Consider the following 17,861-nt stretch of genomic DNA (forward strand, 5'->3'; position numbering starts at 1 on the left):
AATAAGAGGAAAATCATATGTTATCATTAGACAGAGTGTACAAAGCCTCAACAATTCTCAAAGAAATCATCAGAGAAACAGATTTAATTGCGGCACCGAATCTAAAACAAGGTTGCAATGTTTATCTCAAAACAGAAAACCTACAAGTAACAGGTTCGTTCAAAATCAGAGGCTCATACTTCAAAATCAGTCAATTAACAGAAGAAGAAAAGCAAAAGGGCGTTATCGCTTGCTCTGCGGGTAACCACGCACAGGGCGTTGCACTTGCTGCCACAAAGAACGGCATAAAGTCAATCATCTGCTTGCCTGACGGCGCTCCTATCAGCAAGGTGGAAGCAACCAAAAGATACGGCGCAGAAGTTTGCCTTGTAAAAGGTGTTTATGATGATGCATACAACAAGGCTATTGAACTCAAAGACGAGAAAGGACTCACCTTTATTCATCCGTTCAACGACCCTGATGTAATCGCAGGTCAAGGCACAATCGGACTTGAAATTCTCAATCAGCTTCCAAGTGCGGATGTGGTTGTTGTGCCAATCGGCGGTGGCGGACTTATCAGCGGTATTGCCTACACAATCAAGCAGTTGAAGCCTAACTGCAAGGTATACGGTGTTCAGGCTGCCGGTGCTCCGTCTATGGAACATTCTATTGCCGACGGCGAAATTGAAACCCTTGATTACGTAAACACCATTGCGGACGGTATTGCGGTTAAAACTCCGGGTTCTTTGACATATGACATTTGCAACCAATACGTTGACGGAATTGTTACTGTGACAGATGACGAAATCGCACTTGCAATCCTCACACTTTTGGAGCAACAAAAGCTTATTGCAGAGGGTGCGGGCGCTGTGCCTGTTGCCGCTGTTATGAACGGCAAAATTCCTGATGTGGACGGCAAAAATGTTGTTTGCGTTGTATCGGGCGGCAACATTGACGTTACAATCCTTTCAAGAGTTATTGAGCGTGGTCTGAAAATGGGCGGAAGAACCGCAGACATTGTTATTGCTTTGTCTGACAAACCGGGTCAGCTTTCAGGTGTAAGCCAGATTGTAGCCGAGCAAGGTGCAAATGTTGTTTCCGTTAACTACGACTCAACCGACCTTGATATGAACATTACGGACTGCTATCTTAAAATCGGCGTTGAAACAAGGAACTTTGAGCACATTGTTTCTGTTAAAAAGGCACTTACAGACGCAGGATTTAAAGTATTGGAATAACAAACAAAGGAGATAAAAATTATGGAATATGTTGCAACAAACAATGCACCAAACGCAATCGGACCTTATTCACAGGCAGTAAAGGCAAATGGCTTGCTTTTCACTTCGGGTCAAATCGCAATCAACCCTGCAACCAACACAGTTGAGGCAAAGACAATTGAGGAGCAGACAACTCAGGTTTGCGAAAATCTCAAAGCTGTTGTTGAAGCGGCAGGCACAGATATGAGCAAAGTTGTAAAGACTGTTTGCTTCCTTGCAGACATCAACGACTTCGGTGCTTTCAACGAGATTTACGGCAATTATTTCACCTCAAAGCCGGCAAGAAGCTGTGTGGCAGTAAAGGATTTGCCAAAGGGCGTTCTTTGCGAAGTTGAGCTTATTGCTGAATTATAATATGAAATGTTATTAACCTAAATAGCCGTCCTAAGTTTAAATGCTTAGGACGGTTTTCTATTTATATTGTATTTAGTTTATTCTTTTCTCAATTTCTATTACAATATCACTCATATTAATATCAAGTGCAGTTGCAATTCTGTAAAGAGTTTCAAGAGTAGGTTTTCTTTCGCCTCGTTCAATCGCAGACAAATGTGTTCTTCCTATATCGGCAAGACCGCTTAAAACCTCTTGTGAAATCCCTTTCTTTTTTCTAAATTCTTGTATAACCTTACCAACAATTTCGGCATCAAGTGTAGGTACAAACATAAAATCACCTCATAATGATTTTATGATAATATTTAATTATTTATGAATACATATGTTGACATTATGTGCACTTATGTGTTAATATATGCTTATAAAATAAAAGGAGGGGATTTGCTAATGGCAAACAACGATTTTCAACAAAACAATCCTGAGGTACAACAGGCAGTAAACTCTGCACTGAATGAGGAAAAAAAGAAAAAGAAGAAGAAAAAACTAATCATTTTTGGTGTAATATTTGCAATTATTGTCGTAATTGCTATCGCTGCTTCAGGTTCAGGCTCAGATGACAGTTCAAACAAAACATCAAGTGAAAACACAACAGCATCATCTGTAAACGCCGAAAAAGAAAAAAGCGATGACAATACATTGGGAGATTTCAAATGCGTTGTTAAAGGTGCAAAAGTTACAAAAGATTGGGAAGGCAAAGATGCCGTACTCATCACATATGAATTCACAAACAATTCAGATAGTCCAATGAGCTTTGACGGTGCACTTAATGACAAACTTTATCAAGACGGAATTGAGCTTGAAAGTGCAATTCTAAGTGACGATGAAGAATCAAAACTTCTTGACACAGTTGATTTAAAACCCGGAATTACAAAAGAAGTAAAGAAAGCATATTTGCTACGCAACAAAGATTCCGAAATCGAAGTGGAAATCCAAGAGATATTCTCATTCAGCGATGATATGATTAAAACCGTAATTAAATTATAAAATCTAAGACCTATGAAGCAAAAGCTTCACAGGTCTTAATTATTATGTTTCATTGTGCCATCTTTTTCCCAAGAAACGGTTGAAATGTCGTAGTAAACATTTTTACTGCTGTCGTAATATATTGACATACTGTCCTTTTTCAGCGACAGCTTATTATCCTTGTCAAAATAGAAATTGCCCTGTTCGGTCACATAGCATTGAAAGCCGTTCAGTTTTTCACCTGTTGTTTGGTTGACATAATCAGGCAGATAATCTTCGGTCATTTCAAGCTTATACGCCGTGCCCTGCTCATCATAAAACAGAACATCAAACTTTGATGAATAGGCATTTCCCTTTGCATCATAAAACTGTTCCTGAGTCTCGGTTGTTGACGGTTGCTCTTTTTGCGGTTGCTCCGTCTTTGAGCACGCAGAAAAAACAGACGCCAATGCAAGAACCGCAAGCAATATACACAAAGATTTTTTCATCATCTTGAAAATACCTCTTTGTAAATATTCGAAACATCTTCGGATGTGAATTTGACAGGATTGTTGCCAAGACGGGTTACATCAACTTTTGATGTGAAAATCGGGATATTCTTTTCATCCGTTTTTGGATAAGGAAGTTCAAAATCCTTTAGAATTCCGTTGAAAATTTCGAGTCCCTCTCTTGCATCTTTACCGCCTAAAAGAACGCCGATTTCGTCAAATCTGTCATACGCACCTGCGTATGCTTCCTTGCCTCTGTTATTGAGCATATATTCCCAAATAACCGACAAGCCCGAAGCCACGGAATGACCGTGAGAAGTGCCACAGTTCATTGTTATGCAGTAGCACATTGCGTGAGCCGAAGTTGTGCCCGTGATGTTGATAGCCTTGCCTGCATAATAAGAAGCCCAAAGCATACCCTCGTTGCCGTCAGGCGTATTATTGATATAGCCGTCCTTATTCGCCACAAAGCCAAGTATTCCCTTTTTGGCATATTCACGGCTTTCATCATTCGCCTTTACAGACCAATAACTCTCGATAGAATGACAAAGGGCGTCAAGGCTTGTGCACTTGCGTTGATAAAGCGGAAGCGTTGACAAAAGGCTTGAATCAAGAATTACATAATCAGGTAAAAAATCAAGATTTGCAACGCTTATCTTATCAACCTCATTGATGTAGAACACAGACGACTTTGTTGCCTCTGCACCCGTGCCTGCAGTTGTCGGAATATACAGCGACTTTATATCGTTGTTTTCCATAGGTTCGCTCAAGCACTTTGACACATCGTTTGTTGTCATAAGTCTAATCATTTTGGCACTGTCAATCGGTGAACCACCGCCTGCGCCGATGATGAAATCGCAACCCTCGGCATTGAAAACCTCGGCAGCGTCAACCATATCCTCAAATCTCGGATTCGGTCTGATATTGTCAAAAACAACAATATCAAACTGCTTTAAATATTCAAAAATTTCTGTTTGCTGAAAACTCTTTCCACAGCAAACAAAAGGCTTTTTGACATTGTTTTGCTCAAAAATTTCCTTAATCTGCCGATAGTTTTCAAGAATGATACCTTTATTCTGCATTTGCTAACCACTCATATTCCGGAACATAAATCCTTGTTTTATCCCACGGGTCACCGTCAAGGTGACGAATCATCCAAACATAGTACATCTCAAAGCCCGGCGCTGTCACCTGCTGATGAACATTGCCTCCACGGATGCAAAGGCAAGAGCCGTTTTCTGTTTTATACGGAGTGTCGCCCTCAAAGCCTGCACCAAACCCCTCTTCGTGGTCGAATTGATAATAATAAACCTCAGGTTGTGGGTGATGATGAGGCGGATATGACGACCACTTTCCCGGCTGATTGAACACTTCGCCCATAACCATATTTGAATACGGTGCATTGTCGAGGTCGAACATTGTGGACACGATTCTGTGACCTGTGCCGCCCCACTGTCCCTTGCCGAATTCCTGATACAGGCAATTGTCGGGATTGTAAAAAACAGGTGCCCAAGTTCTGTCGTTATCGGTCATCTGAACAATAACTTCGCTCTCTTTTTGAGCTGTTACAACAGCCTTTGTGCCGTGTGAAAAGTGAACGGCATACGGTGTTCTTTGGAACGGATTTAAGCGTTCGCAATCCTCATTTATACTATCACCGACAGCAAAATTGACAGCACCTTTGAGAAGAAGAATTGCACACTCGTTGCTTTCCTCCTCAATGGTCAAAACTTCGCCCTCGGCTAATTTCTTTACATAAATATCCATCAGCATATCGCTGTTTTCGCCGTTCATTCGGCAAAGATATTTTCTTCCCGATTCGTCAAACTGTGGTTTGTAAAGCATAACAACACCCCTTTTAGTTATGTTTGAATATTTATAGATTAATCAATAGTTTTCAAGTTTTTAAGGCTGACATCCATAATCATTGCAGAGTGAGTAAGCGCACCGCAAGAAACAAAATCAATGCCGATTTCCGCAATTTCTTTAAGTCGCTCCTTTGTTACATTTCCGCTGCACTCTGTTTGAGCCTTGCCGTCAATCATCTCAACTGCCTTGCGCATAGTGTCATTGTCCATATTATCAAGCATAATGATGTCCGCACCTGCATCAAGAGCTTCTTTGACCTGCTCAAGAGTTTCGGTTTCTATCTCGATTTTTCTTACAAACGGAGCATAAGCCTTTGCCATTTCGATAGCTTTTGTAACAGAACCTGCTGCGCCGATGTGGTTATCCTTGAGAAGAACACCGTCAGAAAGATTATATCTGTGATTTGTTGCACCGCCTACCTTAACAGCGTGTTTCTCGAAAGGACGCATATTAGGTGTGGTTTTTCTTGTATCAAGCAAAACAGTCTTGTAGCCGTCAAGCTCGTTTACATATTCTCTTGTCATAGTTGCGATACCGCTCATACGCTGAAGATAGTTAAGCGCAGTTCTTTCACCCGACAAAATAGCCTTTACATCGCCGTAAATCACACCGATTAAATCGCCTTTTTTAACAAAATCGCCATCCTTAAAATTAGCCTCAAAACGGCTTGTGTCATCAAGAATTTTGAATGTGCGTTCAAAAACATCAAGACCGCAAACTATGCCGTCCTGCTTGCAAATAAGGTCTGCTCTGCCCTGCTTGTCCTCAGGCATAACAGCATTTGTGCTTACATCCTCGGAGGTGATGTCCTCCTTTAATGTGTTGATAATATAATCATCAACATTAATCCTCATCGTTACACCATTTAGCATAGAAATCCGGGTCCTTTCTTTTTATATCGTCCATAATAATATGCTTGAATTCTTTTTGTATTTCTTCCTTTGAGGTGTACTTTTCAAGGTCAACCTCAGGAACATCACTCGGTTTAACCGAAGTGTCGTTTGCGATTGTATCGGCTGCACGCTTTGCAAAAACAAGGCTTTCAAGAAGTGAATTTGATGCAAGACGGTTTTTGCCGTGAACGCCGTTGCAAGCGGTTTCGCCTACGGCATAAAGGTTTTTCATAGAAGTTACGCCATTTGTGTCGGTCTTGACACCGCCCATCATATAGTGCTGTGCAGGGGTTACGGGAACATTGTCCTTTGTCATATCGTAGCCCTCTTCCATACAAGCCTCAAAAATGTTCGGAAATCTTTTCTTTGCTTCTTCGCTTGTCATAGTAGGAAGATTGAGATACACATGGTCTGTGCCAAACTTTTTCATTTCCTCAACAATAGCGTTTGTAACAACATCTCTCGGTTGAAGTTCATCTGTAAAACGCTCGCCGTTTTCATTGAGCAACACAGCGCCCTCACCTCTTACACTCTCACTGATAAGGAAGCGTCTGCCCTTTTTTTTGCTGTAAAGAGTGGTTGGGTGAATTTGAATGTAGTTCATATTTTGAAGTTCAATGCCGTGCTTGAGAGCAAGAGCAAAAGAGTCGCCTGTAATATGCGGATAATTTGTTGAATTCTTGAAAAGACCGCCAATACCGCCTGTTGCAAGAATAACATTGTCTGCAAGGATTGCACCCTTTTCGCCGTATTCATCATAGCAAACGATGCCATAGCACACATTGTCCTTTTCGATAAGGTCAATCATCGTTGTGCGGGTGACAAAGGTGATGTTCGGCTTTGTCTTGGCAATATCGAGAAGTGTTGCAGTAATCTCCTTGCCTGTTTCGTCCTTATGGTGAAGAATACGGTTGCGACGGTGTGCACCCTCACGGGTATAGTCGTATTCACCGTCACCATCTGTGTCAAACTTTACGCCCAAATCAATGAGTGTGCCGATGACATCCTGTGACGATTCAATCATAACACGAACGGACTCCGGATTATTCTCATAATGTCCGGCTTTCATTGTGTCCTCAAAATAGCAATCAAAGTCGTTTATGTCTTTAAGAACGCACACTCCGCCTTGTGCCAAAAACGAATCGCAGTCGTCAAGATTTTCCTTGGTGATTACCAAAACATCCTGTTCTTTCGGCAGGCAAAGTGCGGCAAAAAGTCCGGCAACGCCGGAACCGACAATTACTGTATCGGTTTTAATAAAATTATCCTTTTTCATACTCTTAAAATCCTATAATAAAATTTTTTGTATTTTTAACTATACTTATTTTAATATATATCGTTATTAGTAAAATGTCAATAGAACAGCGTCAGAAATTGTTACAATATAAAGAAAAATAATAAAACTTGAAAATTTAATAAAAATCATTTATAATGAAGAAAGTAATTGTGTTATTTGAGAGGAACATATTTTTACTATGGACATTAAAAATTTTGAAACCTTTATACAGGTTGCGGACCAAAACAGTTTTACAAAAGCGGCGAAGAAGCTCGGCTACACGCAGTCGGCGGTTTCGGCACAAATCAAGCAGCTTGAACACGCATACGGAGTGCTCCTTTTTGAGCGTGTAAACCACACGGTAAAGCTTACGCCAAAGGGTGAGCAGATACTTCAGCTTGCACAAAAATTGCTTGCAACCGTTGAGGATATTGAAAACACGGCAAGCAGCAAAAAAGACATCAACGGCAAGGTTAGAATTGCGATGTGCGACTCGCTTTGTCACTGGCTGTTTTGGGATAATTTTGACCATTTTCACAATACATATCCAAACATTTCGCTCAAGATTTTTCCTGCAAGCACGGAGGAAATGTTCCGCCTTGCGAACCAAAATGATGTTGACCTTATTTTCACGCTCGACAAGCATATTTACGACAGCAACTACACGATTGTAAAAGAGCACAAGGTGAAAACTCACTTCATTATGGGCAATGAAAATCCGCTGTTTAAAAAGGACAAAATCACCATCGAAGATGTGCTTGAACAGCCGTTCATACTCACCGAAAAAGGTATGAGTTATCGCCAAAGGCTCGACGATTATCTTGCAAAAGAATCTATGGAAATCAATCCGTTTTTGGAAATCGGCGATACCGAACTTATTTGCCATTTGGTTGAAAAAAATATGGGAATCTCGTATCTCCCCGACTTCATTACTGACGAATATGTTGCCAAAGGCAAGATTAAGCAGTTTGAAGTTGACACCATCAGCGATGAAATTTGGATTCAGATGCTCTATCACAAAAGCAAGTGGATTACCCCGGCAATGCAAACTGTTATGGACTACATCTGTTCAATATTATAACTATCAAAACCATTAAAAGCGTAAGACAACTCCTGCTATCTTACGCTTTTTATTATTATAGTTGAATTTAATTTCTACATACGATAAAAATCTTTTATGTTCAAACACTTGAACATAAATTATTTTGGTGATACACTGTTGTTGTAATAAAAAATTTTAAAGGGGTATTAAAATGAAAAAGATAATCAAAAGAGCAGCCTGCGTGGCACTCTCTGTGCTTATGATAGGTGGAGCGTTTGCGGGATGCAGTACACAGGGCGACAACAATGACGGCAACAAAATGTACAAAGTTGGCGTTTGTCAGCTTGTTCAGCACGAAGCACTCAACAAAGCAACAGAGGGCTTCCAAGCTGCACTCAAGGAAAAGTTAGGCGACAAAGTTGAAGTTGATGTTCAAAACGCATCAGGCGACACAGCAAACTGCACAACAATCGCAAACAAGTTTGTTTCATCAAACTACGACCTCATTATGGCTGTTGCAACACCAGCACTTCAGGCTTGCACAACAGCAACCGCAGCATCACAAACACCGATTGTTGCAACCGCTGTTACACACTTTGGCACAGCACTTGACATTGATATGCCGGCTGACGGAGCAACAGGCATCAATGTAACAGGAACTACGGACCTTGCACCACTTGACAAACAAGCAGAACAGCTTGCAACATTGTTCCCGGAGGCTAAAAAGGTTGGTATTCTCTACTGCTCGGCAGAGGCTAATTCAAAACTTCAAGCAGACGAAATGACAAGCATTATGAGCAAAATGGGTCTTGATGTTACATCATACACATTCACCGACTCAAACGATATTCAATCAGTTGCACAAAAGGCTGCAGCATCATCGGATGTTCTTTACATTCCAACCGACAATATTGTTGCATCAAACGGTGCAATTGTTGACGAAGTTTGCCAAACTGCAAACACACCGATTATCGGTGCCGAAGCATTGGCTTGCCTCAAGTACAACGCTGTGGCTACATATTCAATCGACTATTACGAAATCGGCTACCAAGCAGGCTTGATGGCATACGATATTCTCGAAAACGGCAAAGACCCTGCAACAATGAATATTCAGTCACCGCAAAAACTCACATCAATGTATATTCCTGAAATGGCAAAGAAATACGGCGTTCTTGACAAAATTGAAAAGGACGGCACATACCAAATTTTGGAAGCAGCAGAAGAAGAATAAGCACTGCGAAAATGTATTTTGATATGCTGTAGACTGTCGAGAAAGGTTCTGAATTTCGTTTTCTTGCGAAGGAAGATGTATATAAATACCTCGACTGAGCAAAAAACGAAAAACGCCAAAAATGCTGTAAGTTCAATACTTACAGCATTTTTTAAACCCCACCGTCAACACTTCGTGTTGCCACCTCCCCTAACAATTAGGGGAGGCATAATTCGGTTGATTATGTTTTGGCGTGTTTCAGGAGCTTTATCGACAGTCTGACACCACTTCACAGCGAAGTGGTGTCATCTTTTAGTTATGAATATATTGGAACGAAGCGGGTTTTGTTTTCATATTTCCGTTTTTATCAAACGAAATATCAATAACGCTTTTTGACACCGAATCATCATTAAAGACAACTTCGAACGTGAGGGTGTCTTTTATTTTTGTAAGGTCAACATCGGGATTTTCATCGAAAAGTTCGTAAAATGCATCACTCATTTTCCAATTAATTCTGAATCTTGCATCATTGTTCTTTTCAAGTTTCATACATCTGCGAAACCTGTCACCCGACAGAAATGCGTACTTCGTGTTGCGATTTTTAATATAGGTATTTTCCGCTTCATCGGCTTGAACATTACCGCATTTTCGCTTCAAATTTTCATCAAACAATGAATCTTCGGCAACAATTTCCATTTCACCGTATTTTTGATTTGAATTTGTAACACGAATTTCTTTTACATTGGCGTAATCGTCCTCGCTCAAATCAAAATCAAACGCACCACAATAGGCAGAATAAACAAGAGCGTTATCCATTCTTTCAATAGTGCAAAGCGTACTAAAATAAACTTCGTTTTCACCAACAAAGCCTTTAACAAGCCTGAAATCCTCATAAATTTGCTCTCTCATATCATTTATTTCAGCCTCGGATTTGTTTTTAATGCTCCATGCGCCGATTTGACAATACGGCGGTGAATCCACGCTTATATCACCGACATCCATTGCATTAGTTTTTTCATCATTAGCATACACGATATTGACAAAACCCGGTGCGACCTTGCATGTTGCTGAATCTGATTGTGTTGGTGCAGAAACCGAATGTTCAGATGTGAGCACCTTGTCTGTACCGATTAGGTCATTTGCTCCCAAACCTGTCACAACGACTGCCAATGCCATAACCGATACCAAGCCCAAAATCACAGGCTTTTTTGACTTTTTTGTTTTGTTTTGAGCACCCTCAACCTTTGCTTTTAGCCTTGTTTGCAAATGGGCATCGGGTTTTACAAAATCTATCGAACTTTTAAATTCATCATATTTCATTTTCGTAACCCTCCAATTCTAATTTTAGAATATCCCGTCCACGCTTCAATCGCATTTTTACACTCGACTGTGAAACTTTTAATGTATCGGCAATTTGCGACACGGAATAATCGTAATAATAATAAAGGATGACAGCAGTTTTATATTTTGGCGAAAGTTTGACTATCTTTTGCAAAATATCAATTCTGCTTTCGTTATTGATGTTTTCGCACTCACCTGCAAGCACAACATCATCAATGCAACAATTTTTGTTTTCGCTTCTTTTAAGCATATCCTTGCACTGATTTTGCGTTACACGAATGAGCCACGCTTTTTGATGCTCATCTGTACCGTTGGGGAGTTTTTGCAACGCTTTGACAAAAACCTCCTGCAAGGCATCTTCGGCATCGTGCGAATTGCCAAAATACAAAAAGGCTATTTTATAAAGCATTTCCCCGTATTTTTGATACAGTTCATCAAAATTTATCACTGTCATCATCTCCTTTCTCTACTATCAAAACGATTGCGAGGACAAAACGGTCACATAAAAATATTTCTGTAAATTAGGTAAATATTGAGAAAACTTTTGAATTTCGTTTTCTTACGAAGGAAGATGTATATAGATACCTCGACTGAGCAAAAAACGAAAAACGCCAAAAGCACCGCAAGTTCAATACTTACGGTGCTTTTACAATCTCTCCGTCAACACTTCGTGTTGCCACCTCTCTTTACAAGAGAGGCATAATTCGGTTGATTATATCTTGGCGTGTTTCGGAAGCTTTATCAAATTTACGATGTTTTATTATTTATTGTTTTGCCGTCTACATACTGTGTGCCCGGTTCAGGCTTTTTGCCCGATTTGGCGGCAACAAGTTCATCACAGGTTACAAACTGATAACCCTTTTTGAGAAGAACAGGAACCATTCGTTCAAACGCATCTGCGGTTGAGCCGTAGATTTCGTGCATGAGAATTATATCACCGTCCGATACATTCTTGATTACCGCATTGTAAACCTTATCGGCATTTCTGCTCTTCCAATCCTGAGTGTCGAGCGACCAATAATAAAGCGGCATTTTTTCCTGCTTACAGGTGTTGCGAATAAGCTCCGTTGTTATTCCGCCCGGAGAACGGAACGCAGTAGGACGAACTCCGCAAGCCTTTTCGATAGCATCGGACGCCTTGATAATATCATTTGGAGTGACATTTTTGCCGTAATGCTCGTGATTGTAGGTGTGGTTGGCGATTTGACAACCGAGAGCCACCTTGCGCTTTACATTCTTTGTAAGATTTGAAGCATTTGAGCCGAGCATAAAGAATGTTGCCTTGATGTGATATTTTTCGATGACATCAAGGATTTTGTCCGAAGCTCCATTATAGCCCGGTCCGTCATCAAAGGTTACGGCGATCATAGGCTTTGTGGCATCAACAGCGGCAATTCCTGCTGCATCAAGCACCTTGGCATTTTTGATTTCGCTCCACTTGCCGTTGATTTTTTGCTCGTTGAAATAAACATAAGAGCGAACTCTGACATTGTATTCATCACCGACTGCAAGTTCCATAACATCAGTTGAGTCGGAATTAACATCCTTGACATTGATGCTTTGCTTGTCGCTGAAATCTTTTGACTTTGCATATTGAATTTCGTATCCGCCGCATTTTGGATTTGCCTGCCAGCTGATTTTGAGAGCATTTGCCTGAACAGCCTCAACCTCTGCAACCTGCTGTTTTGGATTTGTACAAGCAGAAATTTCCGTGAATTTTTCGCTTTCAACAAGCTTTTTGTTATTCTGCTTATAGGCTTTTACAACAAAAGTATATGCAGTGGAATCGCCAAGATTTTTGACTGTGCAATCAAGCTTTTGCGGGTCTTTTACAGTCTTTACTTTTTTGAACTTTTCGCCGTCTTTCAGATAAACAAAATATCCGTCAGACGAGCCGACTCTTTTCCACGAAAGCTTTATCGAATTATCCGATGTGCCGACAACAACGGGCGATTTGACAGGTCCGATATTTTGCGATGAAACACCGCAAATTGCAATCAATCCGGCAAGCAAAATAACTGCCATAATAAACAATCCTGTCAATCTGATTTTTCTTGACATAATTTCCTCCGAATTCTTTGTTTGTATTTGAAATTATTATACAACAAACAATTTTTTTATTCAATAGAAAACACCAATTATCTATCAGTAAATTTTGGTATGGTAAATATAGTTAAAATTTATAAACATTGTTAAAGATTTATCATTAATTTTGTACAAAAGCTGTGCTATTATTTATGCGATTATGCGATATATATTTATACCTATTAAATTAATTAAATTAAACAAACGAGAATTTTGATAAACTCTCATAAGAAAAAGGGGCTACTAAATGGAAATTATGATTGCATTCCTTGTCGGCTTTCCGTTCATCAGTGCATTGTTGCACGGAATTGTGAAAGACAACAAGACAAGAAAAATCATAACCTACACATCGGCAGGTCTGATTATATTTACTGCTCTCATGTTTACAGTAATATATTACACAAATGGCGGCGGATATATTACATTCAACGAGGATATTCTCATAGGCAAACTACCGTTTGTTTAGATTATCGATTATCTGATGGTTGCAGGTGAAGTATTCTTGGTTGTGTTAATCACCGTGCTGTCAATTAAGTACAAAAAATACTATGCGGCAGTTTTGTCAATAGCACAAACAGCGCTTGAATTTTGATATGAATTTTCGGGCGTAAAACAAAAAAACCAAATTTCTAATTTTTATTGCGACCAGCTCACAATAATTATGATTTTGATAATTGCTGTTGTCGGCACATTTATCACAATTTATGCCTGCGGATATATGGATGACTATCATCACCACCATGGCAACGAAGTTAAAGACAGACGAGGCTTTTTCTTTGCAATTATGTATGTGTTCATCGGTGCAATGTTTGGTCTTGTGCTCTCTAACAACCTCATTTGGCTCTATTTCTTCTGGGAAGTTACAAGTGTTTGCTCATTCCTCCTCATCGGCTACACAAGAAGTGCGGAGGCAATCACAAATTGTTTCAAAGCTTTGTGGATGAATCTCCTTGGCGGTCTCGGAATGGCGGTTGGCATCGTTATGCTCGGTGTTAATCATTCCGTTACAAGTTTGCAAGGTATACTTGAGCAAAACAAATCACTAATAGTATTGCCTATAATTTGCCTTTCATTCGGCGCTCTTACAAAGAGTGCACAGCTTCCGTTTTCAAAATGGTTGCTTGGCGCTATGGTTGCACCTACACCGTCATCGGCACTTTTGCACAGTGCAACAATGGTCAAGGCAGGCGTTTATCTTTTAATCAGAATGGCTCCGGCAATGAGCGGAGAATTCAGCGGATATATGGTCGGTCTTGTCGGAGGTCTTACTTTCCTTGCTATGTCTATGCTCGCAATCACGGCATATGACGGCAAAAAGGTTTTGGCATATTCAACGCTTTCCAACCTCGGACTCATCACAGCTTGTGCAGGTATCGGAACAGAGGAAACCGTTTGGGCGGCAATCTTCCTTGTAATTTTCCACGCCGTTTCAAAATCACTCTTGTTCCAAACAGTCGGTTCAATCGAACACCAAACAGGTTCAAGAGATATAGAAACCATGCACGGCTTGGTAAGAAGATACCCATACCTCACTTGGACACTTGTTGTGGGAATTGCAGGTATGTTCCTTGCTCCGTTTGGAATGCTTGTTTCAAAATGGGCAGCACTCAAGGCATTTGTTGACACAGGTCTTGCAAGCGGCAACACTCTTGAAATCATTGTTTCCACCATTCTTGTGCTCTGCATTTGCTTCGGCTCGGCAACAACACTGTTTTATTGGTCAAAATGGCTTGCAACCGTTCTTTCGTCAAATCCATCAGACAAAAGGCGCAAAAACACAATTTCCATCAATCAATGGGCATCTCTTTTCACCCACGGCGGACTTATGATTCTCATTGTATTTGTATTCCCTCTTATCTCAAAATATGTTGTTAAACCATACACCGCAAAAGTATTCCACAACGATTACGCAGTTATTTCATATGAAAATATCGTGCTCACAATCCTTATGGTTATATTTATCTTTGTAATTCCGATTGCAAACTACTTCCTTATTGCAAAGAACAGACCGTTCCCTAAGGCAGAAAGATATTTCAACGGTGTGGGCACTCCTGACCAAGTCGGCTTTGTTGACTCCTTCGGCGAGGAAAAAAAGGAATTCTTGACCAACTGGTATATGGAGGACATCTTTGGTGAAAGCCATATGTACAAGCCAAGCGTTTATACATCAATTTTCTTAATTGTGGCATTTACCGTTGCCGCAATAGTTTCGGGAGGTGCTTACTGATGAAAGACCTCATTTTATCAATAATCAGCGCCGTGCTGTATTTTGTGCTCGCTCCGTTTTTGGGTGCGTTGCTTGCCGGCGTTGACAGAAAAATCACCGCAAGAATGCAAGGCAGACAAGGTCCGCCCATTCTTCAGCCGCTTTACGATGTGGCAAAGCTTTTGAAAAAGCAAACAAAGATCATCAACCGAGTTCAAATGTTGTACTTGCTTACATTCCTGTTTTTCATCATCATAACAGGCTTGTTTTTCTTCGCAGGCTACGACATTATGCTTGTTCTCTTTACACTCACAACCGCAAACATTTTCCTTGTAATCGCTGCATCAAGCGGTCACTCGCCGTATGCGTTTATGGGTGCAAGCAGAGAACTTGTGCAGATGCTTGCATATGAGCCTATGGTGCTTATTGCGGCAATCGGATTTTATATTGTTTCGGGCAGTTTCAGAGTTTCTGCAATTGCAACCCACGACAGTCTGCCTGCAATAGTGCTTTTGCCGGGAATCTTCCTTGGATTTGTATTCATTCTCACAATCAAATTGAGAAAGCACCCGTTCGACATTTCAACCTCTCACCACGCACATCAGGAAATGGTAAAAGGTATCACAACCGAATTCAACGGTCAGATGTTTGCGATTGTTGAAATTTCGCACTGGTATGAAAACATCTTTCTTTTGGGACTTTTATCATTGTTCTTCCTCAATTCAAATTGGTGGAGCGTTTTGCTTGCAATAGTTTGCATTTCTGTTTGCTATTTGTTTGAAATCCTTGTTGACAACACAAACGCAAGATTCAAGTGGAAACAAATGCTTGACAACACATGGGTTGTCACCGCAGTTTTGGGCGCTCTCAATCTCATTGTAATTGAAGTTCTCAAGGGCAAGGGGGTAATATAAATGGCAGATATAACAAAATCACCGTGGATTATGCACTATGACGGAAGCTCGTGCAACGGATGTGACATCGAGGTTCTTGCGTGCCTAACTCCATTATATGACATAGAACGCTTTGGTATTATCAACACAGGAAATCCGAAGCATGCAGATATTTTGCTTATCACAGGCTCAATCAACTCACAAAACGAAAGCGTTGTTAAGCAGATATACGAACAAATGACAGAACCAAAGGTTGTGTGCGCAATCGGAATTTGTGCCTGCAACGGCGGAGTTTTCAAGGACTGCTACAATGTTTTGGGCGGTGTTGACAAGGCTATTCCTGTTGACATTTATGTTCCCGGCTGTGCGGCAAGACCGCAATCCATCATTGACGGCGTTGTGAAATCACTTGACTTGCTCAAAGAAAAGAGTGAAAAGCTCAGCGAAAAAAGAAAACAAGCAAAGGAGGCACTCAAAGGTGAATAACTACAATAATTTTGCAATCACAAAGGTCACCAAAGATGAACTTTACGACATTATGCAAAAGAAATATGAGGACGGCTACCGTCTTTCACAGATTTGTTCAACAGCCTTTGAGGGCTACAACGAAGTTATCTACTCCGTCAACAAGGACTATCTTATGGAAAACTACAAGATTGACTTGCCGATAGACGAGGAAATCAAAAGTTTTTCGGACATCTTCCCTGCCGCAACCCTCTATGAAAACGAAATCAAAGAGCTTTGGGGTGTCAAGGTTGTCGGTATGAACATCGACTACCACAACAAGTTTTACAGAATAAAAGAAGAAACACCGTTCAAAAAGCAAATCACGGTTATAAAAAAGGAGGACAAAAAGGATGAGTAAGCAATCAATTGTTCCTTTCGGCCCTCAACACCCTGTTTTGCCCGAACCTATACACATTGACCTTGTGTTGGAGGACGAAAAAGTTATCGAAGCAATACCGTCAATCGGCTTTGTTCACAGAGGGCTTGAACAGCTTGCGGAAAAGCGAGATTTCAACGACTATCAATATGTTGTTGAAAGAACCTGCGGCATTTGTTCGTTCGGTCACGGACTCGGCTACTGCGAAGCACTCGAAGCAATATTCAACGCCGAAGTGCCTGAAAGAGCAAAATTTCTCCGTACATTTTGGTTTGAAATGAGCCGTATTCATTCTCACCTTTTGTGGCTCGGACTTCTTGCCGACGCATTCGGATTTGACGCATTGTTTATGCAAGCGTGGAGAATGAGAGAAAAAGTGCTTGATATGTTTGAAGAATCGACAGGCGGTCGTGTTATATTTTCGGTCAACAAAATCGGCGGTGTACTCAAAGATATGGACAGCAGTATGATTAACGGCTTTGTTGACATATTGAACGGAATGGAAAAAGACATCAGAAAAATGACAAATGTTTTTCTCAACGACTATTCTGTTCAAAAAAGGCTCAAGGGTGTCGGCATTCTCACAAAAGAGGACGCACACAGACTGAGTGCCGCAGGCGCTATGGCAAGAGCCAGCGGAATTGAAATTGATATGAGAAAGACAGGCTACGAAGCATACGACAAAATTGATTTTGACATCATCACATCAAACGACTGTGACGGCTATGCAAGATGCGCTGTAAGAATCGGTGAAATCTTCCAATCAATCGAAATCATCCGCCAATGTGCACAAAAGATGCCACAGGGCGCTATATGTAATCCACAAAAGGGCAACCCAAACGGCGAAGCATTTGTAAGAATTGAACAGCCTCGTGGCGAAGCAATTTACTACGCAAAGGCAAACGGAACGAAATTCCTTGAAAGATTCAGAATCCGTACTCCTACCTTTACAAACATTCAATCACTCATTCATATTTTGCCGGGCAGCGAGTTTGCCGATGTGCCAATTCAAGTGCTCACAATCGACCCGTGCATAAGCTGTACGGAAAGATAAGGAGGAGTA

The 17,861-nt window shown here is 40.8% G+C and carries 20 protein-coding genes; 11 read left to right on the forward strand and 9 right to left on the reverse strand.

Annotated features, from left to right (window positions below; translation table 11 throughout):
* Positions 1-17: 17 nt before the first annotated feature.
* Together ilvA and Q0E03_RS01050 are read left to right on the forward strand one after the other, a co-directional pair.
* A complete protein-coding gene (gene ilvA, locus Q0E03_RS01045; protein WP_297128359.1) occupies positions 18-1,217 on the forward strand; it encodes a threonine ammonia-lyase in 1,200 nt (399 codons plus the stop codon).
* 21 nt (positions 1,218-1,238) lie between these two features.
* Entirely contained in the window at positions 1,239-1,610 is a 372-nt protein-coding gene (locus tag Q0E03_RS01050; protein ID WP_297128362.1) for a RidA family protein, read from the forward strand.
* Between the two features lie 72 nt (positions 1,611-1,682).
* On the opposite strand, the gene Q0E03_RS01055 is transcribed toward Q0E03_RS01050, so the two are convergent.
* Complete coding sequence (locus Q0E03_RS01055; RefSeq protein ID WP_297128365.1) at positions 1,683-1,919, reverse strand: helix-turn-helix domain-containing protein; 237 nt, start codon at positions 1,917-1,919, stop codon at positions 1,683-1,685.
* A gap of 117 nt (positions 1,920-2,036) precedes the next feature.
* Here Q0E03_RS01055 and Q0E03_RS01060 point away from each other — a divergent pair, with 117 nt between their 5' ends.
* Entirely contained in the window at positions 2,037-2,633 is a 597-nt protein-coding gene (locus tag Q0E03_RS01060) for a DUF5067 domain-containing protein (protein ID WP_297128367.1), read from the forward strand.
* A 35-nt stretch (positions 2,634-2,668) separates the two neighbouring features.
* Here Q0E03_RS01060 and Q0E03_RS01065 read toward each other — a convergent pair whose 3' ends face one another.
* From Q0E03_RS01065 to Q0E03_RS01085, 5 genes are read right to left on the reverse strand one after another with little or no spacing between them, the layout of a single operon-like run.
* Complete coding sequence (locus Q0E03_RS01065) at positions 2,669-3,103, reverse strand: hypothetical protein (RefSeq protein WP_297128370.1); 435 nt, start codon at positions 3,101-3,103, stop codon at positions 2,669-2,671.
* Entirely contained in the window at positions 3,100-4,182 is a 1,083-nt protein-coding gene (locus Q0E03_RS01070; RefSeq protein ID WP_297128373.1) for a phosphonoacetaldehyde reductase, read from the reverse strand. The genes Q0E03_RS01065 and Q0E03_RS01070 overlap by 4 nt, the downstream gene beginning before the upstream one ends.
* Entirely contained in the window at positions 4,172-4,945 is a 774-nt protein-coding gene (locus tag Q0E03_RS01075) for a 5-deoxy-glucuronate isomerase (protein ID WP_297128377.1), read from the reverse strand. Before Q0E03_RS01075 ends, Q0E03_RS01070 begins: the two co-directional genes overlap by 11 nt.
* Positions 4,946-4,983: 38 nt before the next feature.
* Complete coding sequence (nadC, locus tag Q0E03_RS01080) at positions 4,984-5,841, reverse strand: carboxylating nicotinate-nucleotide diphosphorylase (protein ID WP_297128380.1); 858 nt, start codon at positions 5,839-5,841, stop codon at positions 4,984-4,986.
* On the reverse strand, positions 5,813-7,138 hold the full coding sequence (locus Q0E03_RS01085; RefSeq protein WP_297128383.1) for an L-aspartate oxidase: 1,326 nt from the start codon (positions 7,136-7,138) through the stop codon (positions 5,813-5,815). The genes nadC and Q0E03_RS01085 overlap by 29 nt, the downstream gene beginning before the upstream one ends.
* Before the next feature lie 199 nt (positions 7,139-7,337).
* Between Q0E03_RS01085 and Q0E03_RS01090 the strand changes: the two genes are divergently transcribed.
* Together Q0E03_RS01090 and Q0E03_RS01095 are read left to right on the forward strand one after the other, a co-directional pair.
* Complete coding sequence (locus Q0E03_RS01090; protein WP_276973540.1) at positions 7,338-8,219, forward strand: LysR family transcriptional regulator; 882 nt, start codon at positions 7,338-7,340, stop codon at positions 8,217-8,219.
* A gap of 172 nt (positions 8,220-8,391) precedes the next feature.
* Entirely contained in the window at positions 8,392-9,411 is a 1,020-nt protein-coding gene (locus Q0E03_RS01095) for an ABC transporter substrate-binding protein (RefSeq protein ID WP_297128388.1), read from the forward strand.
* 291 nt (positions 9,412-9,702) lie between these two features.
* Here the strand turns inward: Q0E03_RS01095 and Q0E03_RS01100 are convergent, their stop codons facing one another.
* The 3 genes from Q0E03_RS01100 to Q0E03_RS01110 form a co-directional block, all read right to left on the reverse strand.
* Positions 9,703-10,710: a hypothetical protein gene (locus Q0E03_RS01100; protein WP_297128391.1), complete on the reverse strand. Its 1,008-nt coding sequence runs from the start codon at positions 10,708-10,710 to the stop codon at positions 9,703-9,705.
* Positions 10,700-11,179: an RNA polymerase sigma factor gene (locus Q0E03_RS01105; protein ID WP_297128394.1), complete on the reverse strand. Its 480-nt coding sequence runs from the start codon at positions 11,177-11,179 to the stop codon at positions 10,700-10,702. Before Q0E03_RS01105 ends, Q0E03_RS01100 begins: the two co-directional genes overlap by 11 nt.
* A 299-nt stretch (positions 11,180-11,478) precedes the next feature.
* A complete protein-coding gene (locus Q0E03_RS01110) occupies positions 11,479-12,792 on the reverse strand; it encodes a polysaccharide deacetylase family protein (RefSeq protein ID WP_297128397.1) in 1,314 nt (437 codons plus the stop codon).
* A 271-nt stretch (positions 12,793-13,063) separates the two neighbouring features.
* Here Q0E03_RS01110 and Q0E03_RS01115 point away from each other — a divergent pair, with 271 nt between their 5' ends.
* The 6 genes from Q0E03_RS01115 (at position 13,064) to Q0E03_RS01140 (ending at position 17,852) form a co-directional block, all read left to right on the forward strand.
* Positions 13,064-13,282: a hypothetical protein gene (locus tag Q0E03_RS01115; protein ID WP_297128400.1), complete on the forward strand. Its 219-nt coding sequence runs from the start codon at positions 13,064-13,066 to the stop codon at positions 13,280-13,282.
* A gap of 159 nt (positions 13,283-13,441) precedes the next feature.
* On the forward strand, positions 13,442-15,043 hold the full coding sequence (locus Q0E03_RS01120) for an NADH-quinone oxidoreductase subunit L (RefSeq protein ID WP_297128872.1): 1,602 nt from the start codon (positions 13,442-13,444) through the stop codon (positions 15,041-15,043).
* Positions 15,043-15,936 (forward strand): respiratory chain complex I subunit 1 family protein, encoded by an 894-nt coding sequence (locus Q0E03_RS01125; RefSeq protein WP_297128403.1) that lies wholly within the window; start codon positions 15,043-15,045, stop codon positions 15,934-15,936. Before Q0E03_RS01120 ends, Q0E03_RS01125 begins: the two co-directional genes overlap by 1 nt.
* Positions 15,937-16,401 (forward strand): NADH-quinone oxidoreductase subunit B family protein, encoded by a 465-nt coding sequence (locus Q0E03_RS01130; RefSeq protein WP_297128405.1) that lies wholly within the window; start codon positions 15,937-15,939, stop codon positions 16,399-16,401.
* Positions 16,394-16,780 carry an NADH-quinone oxidoreductase subunit C gene (locus tag Q0E03_RS01135; RefSeq protein WP_297128408.1) on the forward strand — a complete coding sequence of 129 codons (387 nt, stop codon included), beginning with the start codon at positions 16,394-16,396 and terminating at the stop codon, positions 16,778-16,780. The genes Q0E03_RS01130 and Q0E03_RS01135 overlap by 8 nt, the downstream gene beginning before the upstream one ends.
* The gene (locus tag Q0E03_RS01140) at positions 16,773-17,852 is read left to right on the forward strand and encodes a nickel-dependent hydrogenase large subunit (RefSeq protein ID WP_297128410.1); all 1,080 of its coding nucleotides are present in this window, start codon (positions 16,773-16,775) and stop codon (positions 17,850-17,852) included. The genes Q0E03_RS01135 and Q0E03_RS01140 overlap by 8 nt, the downstream gene beginning before the upstream one ends.
* Positions 17,853-17,861: the final 9 nt, after the last annotated feature.

It is taken from the genome of uncultured Eubacterium sp. (genome assembly GCF_934525195.1).
In the GTDB taxonomy this organism is placed as follows: domain Bacteria; phylum Bacillota; class Clostridia; order Oscillospirales; family Acutalibacteraceae; genus Eubacterium_R.